General features: G+C 61.5%; 16 protein-coding genes. All 16 read left to right on the top strand.

The window, feature by feature from the left end:
- Positions 1 to 80: 80 nt before the first annotated feature.
- The 16 genes from flgB (at position 81) to fliD (ending at position 16,727) form a co-directional block, all read left to right on the top strand.
- The gene (gene flgB / locus KY379_RS21375) at positions 81 to 491 is read left to right on the top strand and encodes a flagellar basal body rod protein FlgB (RefSeq protein WP_133328285.1); all 411 of its coding nucleotides are present in this window, start codon (positions 81 to 83) and stop codon (positions 489 to 491) included.
- A 2-nt stretch (positions 492 to 493) separates the two neighbouring features.
- Complete coding sequence (gene flgC, locus KY379_RS21370; RefSeq protein ID WP_133328287.1) at positions 494 to 937, top strand: flagellar basal body rod protein FlgC; 444 nt, start codon at positions 494 to 496, stop codon at positions 935 to 937.
- A gap of 12 nt (positions 938 to 949) precedes the next feature.
- Positions 950 to 1,639, top strand: coding sequence for a flagellar hook assembly protein FlgD (locus KY379_RS21365; RefSeq protein WP_261241346.1), 690 nt, complete (start codon positions 950 to 952; stop codon positions 1,637 to 1,639).
- A gap of 27 nt (positions 1,640 to 1,666) precedes the next feature.
- Entirely contained in the window at positions 1,667 to 2,965 is a 1,299-nt protein-coding gene (flgE, locus tag KY379_RS21360; protein ID WP_261241345.1) for a flagellar hook protein FlgE, read from the top strand.
- Complete coding sequence (locus KY379_RS21355; RefSeq protein ID WP_261241344.1) at positions 2,965 to 3,150, top strand: hypothetical protein; 186 nt, start codon at positions 2,965 to 2,967, stop codon at positions 3,148 to 3,150. Before flgE ends, KY379_RS21355 begins: the two co-directional genes overlap by 1 nt.
- A 214-nt stretch (positions 3,151 to 3,364) precedes the next feature.
- The gene (gene flgF, locus KY379_RS21350; RefSeq protein WP_196171805.1) at positions 3,365 to 4,105 is read left to right on the top strand and encodes a flagellar basal-body rod protein FlgF; all 741 of its coding nucleotides are present in this window, start codon (positions 3,365 to 3,367) and stop codon (positions 4,103 to 4,105) included.
- A 63-nt stretch (positions 4,106 to 4,168) separates the two neighbouring features.
- Positions 4,169 to 4,954, top strand: a complete 786-nt coding sequence (flgG, locus tag KY379_RS21345; protein ID WP_133328297.1) for a flagellar basal-body rod protein FlgG — start codon at positions 4,169 to 4,171, stop codon at positions 4,952 to 4,954.
- A gap of 51 nt (positions 4,955 to 5,005) precedes the next feature.
- Positions 5,006 to 5,701 carry a flagellar basal body L-ring protein FlgH gene (gene flgH, locus KY379_RS21340; RefSeq protein WP_133328299.1) on the top strand — a complete coding sequence of 232 codons (696 nt, stop codon included), beginning with the start codon at positions 5,006 to 5,008 and terminating at the stop codon, positions 5,699 to 5,701.
- Between the two features lie 12 nt (positions 5,702 to 5,713).
- A complete protein-coding gene (locus tag KY379_RS21335) occupies positions 5,714 to 6,823 on the top strand; it encodes a flagellar basal body P-ring protein FlgI (RefSeq protein ID WP_196171804.1) in 1,110 nt (369 codons plus the stop codon).
- Positions 6,824 to 6,834: 11 nt separating this feature from the next.
- Positions 6,835 to 8,007 (top strand): flagellar assembly peptidoglycan hydrolase FlgJ, encoded by a 1,173-nt coding sequence (gene flgJ, locus KY379_RS21330; RefSeq protein WP_261241340.1) that lies wholly within the window; start codon positions 6,835 to 6,837, stop codon positions 8,005 to 8,007.
- Positions 8,008 to 8,017: 10 nt separating this feature from the next.
- Positions 8,018 to 10,066 carry a flagellar hook-associated protein FlgK gene (gene flgK / locus KY379_RS21325; protein ID WP_196171802.1) on the top strand — a complete coding sequence of 683 codons (2,049 nt, stop codon included), beginning with the start codon at positions 8,018 to 8,020 and terminating at the stop codon, positions 10,064 to 10,066.
- Positions 10,067 to 10,080: 14 nt separating this feature from the next.
- Entirely contained in the window at positions 10,081 to 11,652 is a 1,572-nt protein-coding gene (locus KY379_RS21320; RefSeq protein ID WP_261241339.1) for a flagellar hook-associated protein 3, read from the top strand.
- A 295-nt stretch (positions 11,653 to 11,947) separates the two neighbouring features.
- Positions 11,948 to 12,877: a ketoacyl-ACP synthase III gene (locus tag KY379_RS21315; protein WP_133328309.1), complete on the top strand. Its 930-nt coding sequence runs from the start codon at positions 11,948 to 11,950 to the stop codon at positions 12,875 to 12,877.
- Between the two features lie 267 nt (positions 12,878 to 13,144).
- Positions 13,145 to 14,839 carry a flagellin gene (locus KY379_RS21310; RefSeq protein WP_261241338.1) on the top strand — a complete coding sequence of 565 codons (1,695 nt, stop codon included), beginning with the start codon at positions 13,145 to 13,147 and terminating at the stop codon, positions 14,837 to 14,839.
- A gap of 73 nt (positions 14,840 to 14,912) precedes the next feature.
- The gene (locus tag KY379_RS21305) at positions 14,913 to 15,260 is read left to right on the top strand and encodes a flagellar protein FlaG (RefSeq protein ID WP_133328313.1); all 348 of its coding nucleotides are present in this window, start codon (positions 14,913 to 14,915) and stop codon (positions 15,258 to 15,260) included.
- A 90-nt stretch (positions 15,261 to 15,350) separates the two neighbouring features.
- A complete protein-coding gene (gene fliD, locus KY379_RS21300; protein WP_261241335.1) occupies positions 15,351 to 16,727 on the top strand; it encodes a flagellar filament capping protein FliD in 1,377 nt (458 codons plus the stop codon).
- The last annotated feature ends 66 nt before the right edge of the window (positions 16,728 to 16,793 follow it).

Below are 16,793 nucleotides of genomic sequence, written 5' to 3'. Positions count from 1 at the left end.
AAGGCTTCCAGCTGTTTGGCACAAGCCTTGCTAAAGCTTGCTCAACGACACTCTGGTCAACCTTTGAAGGTTTCCCCGACATGAGCATCAGTTTCGACAAGGCACTAGGCATTCACGAGAAGGCGCTGAGCTTCCGCGCCCAACGTGCCGAAGTGCTGGCCAACAACATTGCCAACGCCGACACGCCCAACTACAAGGCGCGTGACATGGACTTTTCGGCGGTGCTCGCCGCCGAAAGCGAAAAGCAGCAGCAGGGTGGCCGTTTCGCCCTCGATCGGACCAACAGCAAGCACATCGAGGCCGAAGGGCTAGCCATGGCCGACGATACCCTGCAGTACCGCACGCCGACCCAGCCGTCGATCGACCAGAACACCGTGGATGCGCAGATCGAGCAATCGAACTACACCGAGAACGCCATCGGTTTCCAGGCCAGCTTCACCTTGCTCAACAGTAAATTCAAAGGGCTGGTTTCGGCCCTGCGTGGAGAGTGACCATGTCCCTTGCCAGTGTCTTCAACATTGCCGGTAGCGGCATGAGTGCGCAGAACACCCGCCTCAACACCGTTGCCTCCAACATCGCCAACGCCGAGACCGTCTCGTCGAGCATCGACCAGACTTACCGCGCACGCCATCCGGTATTCGCCACGACCTTCCAGAACGCCATGGCCGGCAGCAGCCAGTCGTTGTTCGAGGATCAGGGCGAGGCCGGGCAGGGCGTCCAAGTCAAGGGCATCATCGAGGACCAGAGCAACCTCGAGGCGCGCTACGAGCCGAGCAATCCTGCCGCCAACAAGGACGGTTACGTGTACTACCCGAACGTCAACGTGGTCGAGGAGATGGCCGACATGATCTCCGCCAGTCGTGCATTCCAGACCAACGCCGACATCATGAACACCGCCAAGACCATGATGCAGAAAGTGCTGACGTTGGGTCAGTGAGAGGGATAGCCGATGACCACCACGAATGACGCTACCAGCGCTTCTGCGATCTACTCGCAATATGCCCTGGCCAGCGATAACGCCAAGACCAGTGGTACCGACACCCTGGGTAAGGATACTTTCCTGCAGTTGCTGGTAACCCAGTTGCAGAACCAGAACCCCCTCGACCCGCAGGACAACTCCGAGTTCGTCGCCCAGCTGGCGCAATTCAGTAGCCTTGAGTCGATGCAGACCCTCAATGACACCGTCGACACGTTGCTCGGCAACTACACCTCGACCCAGGCTCTGCAGGCCTCGTCGCTGGTGGGGCGTACTGTCATCGCTGAAGGCGATAGTGCCACCGTCGCGGCGGGTGTCGGCTTCAGCGGCCAGGTGGATGTCGCCAGTTCCACGACCGACCTGACCGTCAACGTCTACGACGCCGACGGCAACATCGTCAAGAACATCGACCTGGGCGCCCAGAGTGCCGGGACGGCCAACTTCACCTGGGATGGCACCGACAACGATGGCCTGGCGGTTGAAGCCGGGACCTACACCATCAAGGCCACGGCCACCGTGGAGGGTGAGGAGGTCGCGCAGACTACCTATCTGCCGTCGGTGGTCAACAGCGTCACCGTTGGCAGCACCGCAGGTTCGTACACGCTCAACCTGGCGAATGGCGAGAGCATCGCGCTTTCGGACGTCAAAACCATCGGATCGTAAGCCGGGCATCGGCACAGGAGTCAAGCAATGTCGTTCAATATCGGCCTCAGCGGCCTCAATGCAGCCAGCACCAGCCTGGATGCCACCGGCAACAACATCGCCAACGTCGGCACCACCGGTTTCAAATCGGCCCGCGCCGAGTTCGGTGACCTGTACGCCAACTCCCTGTTCCTCGGTGGCGGCCGTTACACCGTGGGCAGCGGCGTGGCCACCCAGGCGATCTCCCAGCAGTTCACCCAGGGCAACGTCAGCACTACCGGTGCGAGCCTGGACCTTGCCATCAACGGCAACGGCATGTTCATCACCAGCAACAATGGCTCGACCACCTACACCCGCGCCGGTGCCTTTGGTACCGACAAGGATGGCAATATCGTCGATGCCAGCGGCAACCGACTGCAGGGTTATGGTGTCAACGCCGATGGCAAGGTCGTCGAAGGCATTCTCACCGATCTCAAGGTCAGCACCGCCGCCGTCGCGCCCAAGGCCAGCACCAGCCTGAGCGAAACCCTGAACCTCAACTCGTCGGCCACAGTGCCGACCGAGACGCCGTTCGACGCCACCGACACCGATACCTACAACTACACCTTCAGCACCGACATCTACGACAGCCAGGGCAACGCCCATAGCCTGAGCCAGTACTTCGTCAAGACCGACCAGAATACCTGGACCATGTACGTCACCGTCGATGGTGTGAATCCGGCCAACCCAGCCTCCACTACGCCGTACACCGCCGACCTGACCTTCAACTCTTCGGGTGTCTTGACCGCCTCCGACAGCACCGATTTCACGGTCGACAGCCTGGGTAACCTGACGCTGACCAACTGGGTGCCTGCCGCCAAGAACGCTGCGGGCGTGATGGCCAGCAACGGTGCTTCGGCAGCCACCGGTGGCTTGACCATCGATATGTCGGCCACCAGCCAGTTCAACAACACTTCTGCAGTGACCGCCAAGTCTCAGGATGGCTATGCCCCGGGCAACCTGGCATCGCTGTCGATCGATGCCGATGGCAACCTGTTCGGTACCTACAGCAATGGTCAGTCGAAAGTCATCGGTCAGGTCGCATTGGCCAACTTCGCCAACCTCCAGGGCCTGACCCCGGTTGGCGCCACCGGCTGGAAAGAGTCGTACGCGTCGGGTGTGCCGGTAATCGGCGCGCCTAACACCGGTGTCATGGGTGATCTGACCGCAGGTGCGCTGGAGGACTCCAACGTCGACCTGACCTCGGAGCTGGTCAACCTGATCAAGGCGCAGAGCAACTACCAGGCCAACGCCAAGACCATCTCCACCGAGAGCACCCTGATGCAGACCATCATCCAGATGACCTGATGAAAACGCTCCTCAGGCTGGCGCGGGCGTTGCTGTTCGGGCTGCCCCTGGCGGCCCTGGCGGCGCCCGCGCCCTGGTACAAGTACCAGAGCATCGAGGCCGGCGTGTTCATCTGCACTCAGGTCGACCCCGGCAAGGCGTTCATTCGCTTTGCCGGCCCCTTCCGCAACGCCGCCTGCCGCTGAGCGCCAGGCGGCGTTTTTTCGAGCGTCAACACGTTGCCGCCTACCGGCAAACAACCGCCGATTTGCCGTCGCGTGAGCCCGTTCGCGCGATGATGGATGGCGTCCGAGGCCCGTAAACATTGAGCGGGCGCGCTGTCGAGGTTGTTGGCCCGAGACTTGCTAACACCTCATCAGCATGTCAGTGGCGGCGAAAGTCCGTCGAGGGAGAATTGAAGTGGACAAGATGCTGTACGTGGCCATGACCGGCGCCAGCCAGAATGCCTTGGCGCAAAAGGCCCATGCCAACAACTTGGCTAACGTTTCCACCAACGGCTTTCAGCGCGACCTGGAACAGGCTCGCTCGATGCCGGTCTTCGGTGAAACCTTGCCCTCGCGCGCTTTCGCCATGACCGAGCGGCCAGCCACTGACTTCGACCATGGCCCGTTGATCGAAACCGGGCGTGAGCTCGATGTCGCGGTCGACGGCGATGGCTGGATCGCGGTCCAGGCTCCCGACGGCAGTGAGGCCTACACCCGCACCGGCAGCCTCAACATCGACGCCCTGGGCGTGCTGCGCACCGGTAACGGCATGGCCGTGCTGGGCAATGGCGGGCCGATCGCCATTCCGCCGGAAGAGCATGTCGAGGTCGGCTCCGACGGCACCATCAGCATCCGCTCGCTGGGCGAAAGCCCGTCGGTGATGGCCGAGGTGGACCGGATCAAGCTGGTCAAGCCAGACCTCGCCACCCTGAGCAAGGGCACCGATGGCCTGATTCACAGCAGTAGCGGTCAGCCCCTGGTGGCTGATGCCTCGGTGAAGGTGGTTTCCGGTTTTCTCGAGGGCAGCAACGTCAACGCCGTCGATGAGATGACTTCGATCATGGCGCTGTCCCGGCAGTTCGAGCTGCAGATCAAGATGATGACCGCCGCCAAGGAAAACGACGAATCGATGGCGCGGGTGATGCAGCTCAGCTGACGCCCGGCCCACCTAACTGTTCGAGACTGACGGCGCGCACGCCGTCGCGAAAGGAGAATACACATGCTTCCGGCTCTCTGGGTCAGCAAGACCGGCCTCGCCGCTCAGGACACCAACCTGACGACCATTTCCAACAACCTGGCCAACGTCTCGACGACCGGTTTCAAGAAGGACCGCGCCGAGTTTCAGGACCTGCTGTACCAGATCAAGCGCCAACCCGGTGCTCAGTCGACCCAAGACAGCGAGCTGCCCACCGGTCTGCAGGTCGGTACTGGTGTGCGCATCGTCGGCACCCAGAAGAACTTCACCGCCGGCAGCCTGCAGACCACCGACCAGCCGCTGGACATGGCCATCAACGGTCGCGGCTTCTTCCAGATCATGCAGCCGGACGGCACCATCTCCTATACCCGTGACGGCACCTTCCACCTCGACTCCGATGGTCAGCTGGTGACCGCCAACGGTCTGGCGCTGGAGCCGGCCATCGTCGTTCCGGCCGATGCCCAGACCTTCACTGTCGGCACCGACGGCACCGTGTCGATCACCACCGCTGGCAATGCCGCCAACCAGGTGATCGGCAACCTGCAGACCGCCGACTTCATCAACCCGGCCGGCTTGCAGGCCATCGGTAACAACCTGTTCCTGGAAACCGCCTCCAGCGGTGCGCCGAACGTCGGCACGCCTGGCCTTAACGGTTTCGGTACCACCCTGCAGAACACCCTGGAGAACTCCAACGTCAGCACGGTGGAAGAGCTGGTGAACATGATCACCACTCAGCGTGCCTACGAGATGAACTCCAAGGTGATCTCGACCGCCGACCAGATGCTGCAATTCGTTACCCAGAACCTGTAATTCGAATCAGCCGACATCCTGAAGTACCCGTAGCACCGTGAGGTCATGAGCATGAATCGTTTGTCCGTCGTTTTCGCCGTAGGTGGCGCGTGCCTGCTGGCCGGTTGCATGGCCCCGCCGGCCAAGCCCAACGATCCATACTATGCGCCGGTGCTGCCGCGTACGCCGTTGCCGGCGGCGGCCAACAACGGGTCGATCTACCAGGCCGGTTTCGACCAGAACCTGTATAGCGACCGCAAGGCGTTCCGCGTCGGCGACATCATCACCATCACCCTCAACGAGAAGATGGCGGCGAGCAAGAGCGCCAACTCCTCGTTGGCCAAGGACAGCAACACCAGCCTCGGCCTGAGCTCGCTGTTCGGTGGGGGGGTGAAGACCGATAGCCCGTTCGGTGGTGGTTCCCTGAGCCTGGATGCGGGCTACAGCGGTACGCGTGACACCAAGGGCGATGCCAAGGCGGCCCAGGGCAACAGCCTGACCGGTTCGGTCACCGTGACCGTCGCCGAGGTCCTGCCCAACGGCATCCTCGCGGTGCGCGGCGAGAAATGGATGACGCTCAACACCGGTGAAGAGTTGGTGCGCATTGCCGGCCTGATCCGCGCCGACGACATCGCCACGGACAATACCGTGTCGTCCACCCGCGTGGCCGATGCGCGCATCACCTATTCGGGAACCGGCTCGTTCGCCGACGCCAGCCAGCCAGGTTGGCTCGATCGGTTCTTCATGAGCCCGTACTGGCCCTTCTGAGTGCGAATCGACATGTTCAAGTTCAAACCGCTACTGGTGCTGACGGCGCTGCTGTTCGCCTCCTTCGGTGCTCATGCCGAGCGCCTCAAGGACATCGCCAGCATCTCGGGCGTGCGCACCAACCAGTTGATCGGCTATGGCCTGGTGGTCGGCCTCAATGGCACGGGTGACCAGACCACCCAGACGCCGTTCACCCTGCAGACCTTCAACAACATGCTGGCGCAGTTCGGCATCAAGGTGCCGAGCAACACCGGCACCGTGCAGCTGAAGAACGTCGCCGCGGTGTCGATCCATGCCGATCTGCCGGCGTTCGCCAAGCCGGGCCAGGTCATCGACATCACCGTGTCGTCTATCGGTAACTCCAAGAGCCTGCGCGGCGGCAGCTTGTTGATGACGCCGCTCAAAGGTATCGACGGTAATGTCTACGCCATCGCCCAGGGCAACCTGGTGGTCGGTGGCTTCGACGCCGAAGGCAAGGACGGCTCGCGGATTACCGTCAACGTGCCGTCGGCTGGCCGCATTCCAGGCGGCGCGACCGTCGAGCGGGCGGTGCCGAGCGGGTTCAACCAGGGCAACAGCCTGACCCTGAACCTCAACCGTCCCGATTTCACCACTGCCAAGCACATCGTCGACAAGGTCAACGACATGCTCGGCCCTGGCGTCGCCCAGGCCATAGATGGCGGTTCGGTGCGGGTTACTGCGCCGATGGATCCGAGCCAGCGGGTCGACTACTTGTCGATCCTCGAGAACCTGGAGATCGACCCGGGCCAGGCCGTGGCCAAGGTCATCATCAACTCGCGCACCGGTACCATCGTCATCGGCCAGAACGTCAAGGTCTCGCCGGCGGCGGTGACCCACGGCAGCCTCACGGTGACCATCACCGAAGACCCGATCGTCAGTCAGCCCGGTCCGTTCTCCAACGGTCAGACCGCCGTGGTGCCGCGCTCGCGGGTCAACGCCCAGCAGGAGGCCAAGCCGATGTTCAAGTTCGGCCCGGGCACTACCTTGGATGAGATCGTTCGGGCGGTGAACCAGGTGGGGGCGGCGCCCAGTGACTTGATGGCGATCCTCGAAGCGCTCAAGCAGGCTGGTGCGCTGCAAGCCGACCTGATCGTGATCTGAGGCCTGCGCAGATGAAGACCGTCGACACTGGCGCCTACACCGACCTCAATCGCCTGAATGCGTTGAAGGTCGGTGACAAGGACAGCGAAGCGAACCTGCGCAAGGTCGCCCAAGAGTTCGAGTCGCTGTTCGTCAGCGAGATGCTCAAGTCCATGCGCGCGGCCAACAACGTGCTGGCCAAGGACAACCCGCTCAACACCGAGACGACCAAGCAGTATCAAGAGATGTACGACCAGCAGTTGGCGGTCAGCCTGTCCCGCGAGGGCGGCGGCATCGGCCTGCAGGACGTGCTGATGCGCCAGCTGTCCAAGACCGCCTCGAGCCAGCGTCCAGGCGGCAACCCGTTCAACCGCGATGCCGGCACCAGTGGTGCCTTGGGCGCTGTGCACAATGCCGCAGCGGACCACCAGGTGGCCAGTGCCCCGCACAACGACGTCGCCGCGCTCAACCAGCGTCGCTTGTCGTTGCCGAGCAAGCTCGCCGACCGCCTGCTCGCCGGTATCGTGCCAGGCGCCAGCCCGGCTGCCCCCGCCAACACATTGCGCCGTGGCGCCGACCACGCCGCCACCGCGGTGGGGGCTGCAGGCGAATACGGCGACTGGACTCAGTCGCCGACCTATGCCGGACTATTGGCCGGTGGCCAACGCAGTGTGGTTCAGGTGCCGCTGGCGCCGGGCAAGAGTGCTTTCGCCAATGCCGACGAGTTCGTCGCCACCATGCTGCCGATGGCCCAGGAAGCGGCTCAGCGCATTGGCGTGGAGCCCAAGGTCCTGGTCGCCCAGGCCGCCCTGGAAACCGGCTGGGGTCGGTCGATCCTGCGCCAGAGCGATGGCAGCAGCAGCCACAACCTGTTCAACATCAAGGCGACCGGTAGTTGGAAGGGCGAGCAGGCGAGGGCGCTCACCAGCGAGTTCCGCGATGGCCAGATGGTCAAGGAGTCGGCGGCATTCCGTGCCTACGACTCGTACGCCGACAGTTTCCACGACCTCGCCAACCTGTTGTTGAACAACGATCGCTATCAAGAAGTGGTCAAGTCGGCCGATAACCCAGAACAGTTTGCCGCTGAGCTGCAAGAGGCCGGTTACGCCACCGACCCGAACTATGCGCGGAAGATCTCGGCGATCGTCCGGCAGCTCGACAAGTACCAGACCTACGCAGCCAACGGCACACAAACGACTCTATAAGGCTTGAAGCATGTCGAATCTGATCTCTATTGGGCTTTCCGGGCTGTCGGCCACGCAAAGCGCGCTGGCGACCACGAGTAACAACATCACCAATGTGGCGACCTCCGGCTATTCGCGCCAACAGACGACCCAGGCGGCGGGGGCCTTGCAGAGCATCGGCGGTGCAGGTTACGTGGGCAGTGGTACCACCGTATCGGAAGTGCGCCGGATCTACAGCGCTTACCTGCAGAGCCAGGTCGGCTCGAGCACCGCGCTCAATAGCGAAGCGACCACCTATTCGACCCAGATTTCCTCGCTGGACTCGTTGCTGTCCGACAGCAGCACCGGGATCACCGCGGTGTTGGCAAGCTTCTATACCGCCTTGCAGACGGCGGCTTCGACCCCCAACGATACCGCTGCGCGGCAATTGTTCCTGACCTCGGCTTCGACCCTGAGCAACCGGTTCAACACCATCGCCTCGCAGATGAATCAGCAGAACGAGAGCATCAACAGCCAGCTGACCACCCTGTCGGGTCAGGTCAACTCGCTGACCAGCTCGATCGCCTCGCTGAACCAGCAGATCGTCGCCCTGTCGGCCAATGGCTCGTCGCCCAACAGCCTGCTCGACGCCCGCGACGAAGCCGTGCGGCAGCTCAATGAGCTGGTCGGCGTGACTGTGCAGCAGCGCGACGGCAACTATGACGTGTACCTGGGCACCGGCCAGCCGCTGGTGACCGGCAATACCGCCAACAAGCTGACGGCCCAGGGCAGTGCCAACGACCCAGGTCAGTACAGCCTGACCTTGCAGTTCCAGAACTTCTCCACAGACGTGACTTCGGTGGCCACAGGTGGCGAGATCGGCGGCCTGCTACGTTACCGCAAGGATGTGCTGAACCCGGCGATGAACGAACTGGGTCGCCTGGCCATCGTGGTCAGCGACACCATCAACAGCCAGTTGGGCCAGGGCCTGGACCTCAATGGCGACTTCGGTTCGCAACTGTTCGCCAGCGTCAACAGCGCTTCGGCCATGAGCCAGCGCAGCCTGGCCTCGGCGAGCAATAGCGCAGGTTCAGGCAACCTGGATGTCGCCATCAGCGATTCCAGCGCACTGACCACCTACAACTACCAAGTCAAGTTCACCAGCGGCACCGCGTACACCGTCACCCGTTCCGACGGTACCAGCATGGGCAGCTTCGACCTCACCGATGACCCGGCGCCGGAGATCGACGGTTTCACCCTGTCGCTGAACGGCGGCGCCCTGAGCGCCGGCGACAGCTTCAACGTCATCCCGACGCGCACCGGTGCGAGCAACATCGGCACCGTCATGACCGACGCCAACAAGCTGGCCTTCTCCGGTGCCCTGAGCGGCACGGCGGCCACCAGCAATACCGGCACCGGCGCGATCACTCAGCCGACGCTGAACACCGAGCTGGACATCTACGGCGGCACCGACTTGTCGCAGATGCAATCGGCCATCGAGAACGGTATGCCGGTCAAGCTGGTGTTCGGCGCCGCCAGCAACGGTACCCAGACCTACACTGTGTATAACGCCCAGGGCACCAGCATCGGTACCGGCTCGATCGTGCCTGGCCAGGACAATGCGTTGAGCATCGATGTGCCGATGCTCGACGACAGCGGCAACCCGATTCTCGACGGCAACGGCGTGGCGATGAGCTATAGCTTCGGCCTGACCTTCTCCGGCGCGCCGTCCAGCGGCGACAGCTTCACCGTGGCCTTCAACAGCGACGGCAGCAACGACAACCGCAACGCGCAGAGCGTGCTGGCCCTGCAAACGGCCAATACCGTCGGCGTCAACGGCAACAACACCGGCATGAGCATGGGCAGCAGCTACGCGACCCTGGTCGAAGGCGTCGGTGCCATGGCTTCGCAGGCGTCGCTGGACGCCACGGCAACCACCACCGTGCTCAAGTCCGCCACTGACAGCCGTGACTCGCTGGCGGGAGTGAGCCTCGATGAAGAGGCCGCCGACCTGGTGAAATTCCAGCAGTACTACACCGCCTCCTCGCAGATCATCAAAGCTGCGCAGGAAACCTTCTCCACCCTGATCAACAGCTTGTAAGGGAGGCGTCGATCATGCGCATTTCCACCGGCCAGTACTTCGCCAACAGCTCCAACAGCTACGCCAAGAACTTTGCCGACACGGCCAAGACCCAGGAGCAGATCTCCTCGGGAACCCGCCTGCAGACCGCTTCGGACGATCCGGTCGGTGCGGCCAAGGTGCTCAAGCTGCAGCAGCAGAGCGCCATGCTGACCCAGTACAGCAACAACATGTCGACCATCACCAGTTCGCTGACCTCCGAAGAGTCGATTCTCTCGAGCATCACCGATGCCCTGCAGCGCGCCCGCGAACTGACCCTGTCGGCCGGCAACGGCGGCATGAGCGACGCTGACCGCACCTCCATCGCCAACGAGCTCGGTGAGATCGAGGAAAGCATCTACGGCATGCTCAATACCAAGGATGCCAACGGCAACTACATCTTCGCCGGCAGCAAGAGCTCGACCCAGCCTTACGTGCGCAACAGCGATGGTACCTATTCCTACCAGGGTGACCAGACCCAGCTGAGCCTGCAGGTCTCCGATACCCTGTCGCTGGCGCTCAACGACACCGGTTTCAGCATCTTCGAGTCGGCCACCAACATCAGCCGCACCCAGGCCACGCTGACCGCGCCTGCCGTGAACGACGACCGCATCACCGTGTCGGCGGGGCAGATGACCTCGTCGAACAGCTACAACAGCAAGTTCACCTCCGGTGAGCCCTACACCCTGACGTTCCTAAGCAGCACCGAATTCACCGTCACCGATGCCGCCGGCAACGACGTGACCGCTGAAACCAGCACCAACGGCACCATCGACCCGAAGGACGACAACGGCACCACCATCAGCCTGCGCGGCGTGGAGTTCGAGGTCAATGTCACGCTCCAGGACACCGATGATGCCGCCGATGCCGACACGCTGATCGCCGGGCATGAATTCAGCCTGGCCAGCAAGCCGGACACCGTCACCGTCAACCGTACGCCGAGCAACCCCTCCACGGCGCAGGTGACGTCGGGTGTGGTGAGCAATGCCGGCGACTATGCCGCGGCGTTCCCCGATGGCGGCGCGGTGATCAAGTTCACCAGCGCCACCGACTACGCGCTGTATGCCGCGCCGATGACCGATTCGAGCAAGCCGATCACCACCGGCACGCTGACCGGCACCTCGATCACCGCGGCCGGGGTGACATTCGAAATCAGTGGCACGCCGGCTGCCGGTGACCAGTTCTCGGTAGGCGCCAGCTCGCACCAGACGCAGAACGTGCTCAATACCATCAGCGGCCTGCGCCAGGCGCTGCAAGTGCCGATCACCGATGCGCAGTCGTCGCTCGATCTGAAGAACGCCATCGCCTCGGCGTTGGGCAATCTTGACCAGGCCAGCCAGCAGATCGACATCACTCGCGGTTCGATCGGTGCGCGGGGTAACGCGCTGGATATCCAGCTGACCGAGAACTCGAGCATGACCCTGGCCAATCAGTCGACCATCTCCTCGATTGCCGACACCGACTACGCCACGGCCAGTATCCAGTTGACCCTGCAGCAGACCATGTTGCAGGCGGCGCAGCTGTCGTTCGCCAAGATTTCCCAGTTGAGCCTGTTCGACAAGATCTGACGGCAGGGCATGGCCTCGGTTGGTCGGTTGGCGTGCAAGCGAAACCCGTGTCTTTCGTATGAAAAACACGGGTTTTGCCTTTTTTGTATTTGGTTACATGTATTCTATAGTGGCGTGACGTAAGGCCCTGATTGTGACCCGTGGGTCTTGGCGCGCATCTTCACAGTAACCGTGTATTGGGTCTCGCTGGTCGGTCATGGCATTGCGCCGCGTCCTGCGCTGTTCACCCTCCCGTTTTTGGCGCCGCTCGGTGAACCGGGCGGTTGAGACCTGCTCTTTGTATTGGGAAGCCAGAATGATTGGCATTAAAAGCATCGCGAGCTATGTACCCTCTGCCGGCATCGACAACTATGCCCAGGGCGCTCGCTTCGGTAAGGACGAGTCCTTCATCATCGGCAAGATCGGTTCGGCCTTCCTGCCACGCAAGGCCGACGAGCAGGAAACCTCCGACCTGTGCGTCGAGGCCGTGCGCACGCTGTTCGCCAACCATCCGGAGCTCAAGCCCGAAGCCATCGATGCGGTGATCGTGGTCACCCAGAACGGTGATGAAGAGGGCCTGCCGCACACCGCTGCTATCGTGCAGGACAAGCTGGGTCTGCCAACTCATGTAGCTGCATTCGATATTTCCCTAGGTTGCTCGGGCTACGTCTACGGCATCTACGCCATGAAGGGCTTCATGGAGGCTGCGGGCCTGAAGAACGGCCTGCTGATCACCGCAGACCCGTATTCGAAGATCGTCGACCCGGAAGACCGCAACACCACCATGCTGTTCGGCGATGCCGCTACCGTGACCTGGATGGGCGAGGCGCCGGTCTGGGCGCTGGGCAAGTCCAAGTTCGGCACCGACGGTTCGGGCGCGCCGCACCTGAAGGTCAGCGACGGCACCTTCTTCATGAACGGTCGCCAGGTGTTCAACTTCGCGCTGATCAAGGTGCCTGCACATCTGCACGAGCTGCTCGACGATTCGGGCCTGGTGGCTGCCGACATCGATGCCTACTGCATTCACCAGGGCAGTGCTGCCATCGTCGACGCGGTGGCGCGTCGCTTCGAAGAAGGCGAGCCGGAGAAGTTCGTCAAGGACATGGTCGAGACCGGCAACACCGTGTCGTCGAGCATTCCATTGCTGCTGGAGAAGCACGCGGGTGACAGCACCTGGCAGCGTGTGGCCATCAGTGGTTTCGGTGTGGGCCTGTCGTGGGGCTCGGCGATTCTTTACCGCCCCTGATACCTGAAGCCTGACCAGCGGCGCCCTCGTGGCGCCGCAGTCGTTTCTGCGCCGTGCATTCCTTCGCGGCGATGCCTTCGGGCCTGTCTTCTTTTTGGCGCCAAGTCCTTGATTCGTTGGGCGGTGGCGAACTGCTGGCAATTTTTTTGCAAAAAGCCCTCAAGCAACCCGGCGAGCCGACGATAACAATCATGTAGGTTCTCTAGGCCACACCCGGCGGGAAGCCAGGGCCGGAAGCCGCAGTATCCATCCAACGAGGAATTCGTCATGGCTTTAACCGTTAACACCAACATCACCTCCCTCGGCGTTCAGAAGAACCTGAACAAGGCTTCCGACGCACTGGGTACTTCGATGTCCCGTCTGTCCTCCGGCCTGAAAATCAACAGCGCCAAAGACGACGCCGCCGGCCTGCAGATCGCCAACCGTCTGACCAGCCAGGTCAAAGGTCTGGCAGTCGCTGTCAAGAACGCCAACGACGGTATCTCGATCGCCCAGACCGCCGAAGGCGCGATGCAGGCTTCGACCGACATCCTGCAGCGTATGCGTGAACTGTCCCTGCAGTCCGCCAACGGCTCGAACAGCGATGACGACCGTGCTTCCCTGCAACAAGAATTCACCGCGCTGTCGGGCGAACTGACCCGTATCGCCAACACCACCACCTTCGGTGGTCGTAACCTGCTGGACGGCTCGTTCTCGAATACCAGCTTCCAGATCGGCGCCAACGCCAACGAAACCATTTCGTTCGGCATGAAAGACATCAGCGCTACTGGCCTGAAAGGTTCGTACAGCGAAGCTACCGTTTCTGGTAAAGAAATGACTGGCCTGACTGCTACCGCGCTTGGTTCGAAGCTGACCACTGGTACTGCAACCGCTACTGCAACTCTGGCAGGTGCTACCGCTGCTGCTGGCGAGGCTGGTACCTTCAAGGTCAATGGTACTGACGTGACCATCGCTGCAGGTGACACTGGCGCAGCTGTTGCTACCGCGATTGAAACCGCTCTGCAAACTACTGATTCCACCGCCACTGCTACCTTCGACGCGGGTACCAACAAAATCACGTTGTCTTCGACTTCGGATATCACTATTGCTGGCGCTGATGCGGCAAAAGTTGGTCTGTCCGAAGGTACCGTTAAGACCGTCGGCGCTGCTACCAAGACAACTGATAACTTGACTTCGACTGGCGCTATTACAGTAAACGGCACTGCTGTCAGCTGGGATGGCACCGGTACCGTAGGCGACCTGCTGACCGCAATTAAGGGCGCCGAAGGTATCGCTGACGCTACTATCGATGGTAATGGTCGCATCAACATCACTTCTAAGGACGGCAGTGACGTAACGTTGGCTAACACCGACGGCGGTTCTCTGGCCAAGCTGGGTCTGACTTCGGGCACCACCGACGCGAAAACCTCGGCTGATACTTCCGTCACCCTGAATGGTGTTGAAGTCAAATTCGCAGCAGGCAGCACCGCTAATGACGTCGTTTCGGCTATCAACAGCGCTTCGACTGGCGTTACTGCAAGCCTGACCGAAGATGGCAAATTGAGCCTGTTCGCTGACTCCGACATCACCGTTGCAGATGGTAGCGCTGGCACTGGTCTGGGTATCTTGGGTCTGGAGGCTGGTAAAACTACTTCCGTCACCATGGAAACCTCCGTTTCCAACCTGAGCATCAGCACCGCTGCCGACTCGCAGATCGCGATCCAGGCCCTGGACGCTGCCATCCAGTCGGTCGACAGCCAGCGCGCCGCCCTGGGTGCTGTGCAAAACCGCTTCGACTCCACCGTGTCGAACCTGGAAAGCATCTCGGAAAACTCCACCGCTGCCCGCAGCCGTGTGCAGGACGCCGACTTCGCGGCCGAAACCGCCGAGCTGACCAAGCAGCAGACTCTGCAACAGGCTTCCACCGCTATCCTGTCGCAAGCCAACCAGCTGCCGTCCTCGGTACTGAAGCTGCTGCAGTAATCGTCTTCGGATGATACCGACGGAAGGGTGCCCCGGCGCCCTTCCGTTTTTTGATTACTAGGGGTCGATCAACATGGACATGAATGTAGATCTGAAAACCGCTTACCCCGCAGGTCTTGCGCCTGCAAGCGCCAGCCAAAATGGCGTGAAGGCTACCCAAACCAAAGATTCCAGCGACGTGCAGGGCACCGAACCCGAGCGCGCGCAACTCGAACAAGCGGTCAGTGACATCCAGGACTACGTCAGCAAGGCGCAGCGCAACCTGGAGTTCTCGATCGACGACACGACCCACAAGGTCGTGGTCAAGGTCATCGCCACCGAGAGCGGTGATGTGATCAGGCAGATCCCTTCCGAAACCGTCCTGATGCTGGCCCAGCGCCTCCAGGAAGGCGGCACCGGTCTGTTCGACGAAATGGTATAACGCAGAACTGGCACAAAGTTTGAAGGCTGGACCCGGTTGGCGTCATGAGCGTCAAGAATTGGCCTGGCATCACCACCAAGGAGAGTAATCATGGCGGTCATCAGCAGCACCGGTACCGGACTCATCACTTCGACCGGCGTGGGCAGCGGTATCGACACGTCTTCGATCGTCGAAGCATTGGTCAATGCCGAAATCAGCCCCAAGCAGAACCAGATCACCAAGCAGCAGACTGCGGCGGCCACGCAGCTGTCGGCGTTGGGTACCGTGAAGAGCGCTCTGGATACGTATCGCTCCGCTATTTCCGCCCTGAATTCCACCACTAAGTTCAATGGTCTGGCAGCAACGTCCTCTGACGAGAAAGTCGCCACTATTACCCTCGGTACGTCTGCTGCAGCCGGTACCTATGAGCTTGAAGTCACTCAGTTGGCCAAAGCCTCGAAAATCTCCACCGGTGTTTACGACAGTGCTTCGGCTTCGGTAAATACCACTGGCGCCAGCACCACGCTCACCATTTCCCAGTCGGGCAGCGACTACAACGTCACTATCGCCGCAGGCGCGACACTGACCCAGGTGCGCGACCAGATCAATACCCAGTTGGCCTCCAAGAATATCTCCGCCAACATCCTGACCGATGCCAACGGCTCCCGGCTGGTACTGAGTTCGAACACCACAGGGGAGGGTACCGATCTCACCCTCAGCGGTGATTCGGGCCTGGCAACCGACTTCACTACAGTGACCGCAGCGCAAAATGCCAAGTACACCATCGACGGCATCGAGATGGAGTCCAAGAGCAATACGGTGACGTCCGCCATCAGTGGTGTGACCTTGAAACTGCTCACCGAGGATAAGTCTACCATCGAGGTGTCCACCGACAGCGACACCTTGAAGGCCTCGGTGAAATCGTTCGTCGATGCATATAACACCATGATGAAGGCGATCACTGCGCAGACTGGCGTGACTTCCTCGGACGAAGACGTCTCTGCAGGGGCGTTGACGGGAGATTCGACCATGCGCTCGATGGTCAGTGCCATGCGCAGTGAGTTGCTCAAGAGCTTCGGTACCGGTGCAGTCAACACATTGTCGAACATGGGTATCACCACCGATCAGACCACCGGTCTGCTGACCCTGGACGACACCACCTGGAATGCCGCTGTCGCCAAGACCGGCGGCGTAAGTCAGATCGTCAGCGTCTTCGTCGGCGACAATGGCTTGCTCAAGGGCATGACCACCGCCACCGAGCCGTTCGCCGGTACCAGCGGTATCCTGACTTCGCGGGTCAACAGCCTCAATACCAAACTTTCCGACCTGGACACCCAGCAGGAAGCCCTGGACCGCCGCGAAGCCACCTTGACCTCGACCCTGACGGCCAAGTACACCGCCATGGATACCCTGGTCGCCCAGCTCAACGCCACCAGCGACAGCATCATGACCACCCTCAACGCGCTGAACAATAACAACGACGATTGATCTGCGCTGACCGGGCCGTCCGCTGGCGGCCCGCCAGGTTAAAGTTTCCCATCGATAGGCCGACAT

The sequence above is a fragment of the Pseudomonas sp. HD6422 genome, from assembly GCF_025377065.1.
Lineage (GTDB): Bacteria > Pseudomonadota > Gammaproteobacteria > Pseudomonadales > Pseudomonadaceae > Aquipseudomonas > Aquipseudomonas putida_U.
The sequence above is the reverse complement of the archived record's forward strand: the minus strand, read 5'-3'. Positions and strand labels throughout refer to the sequence as shown.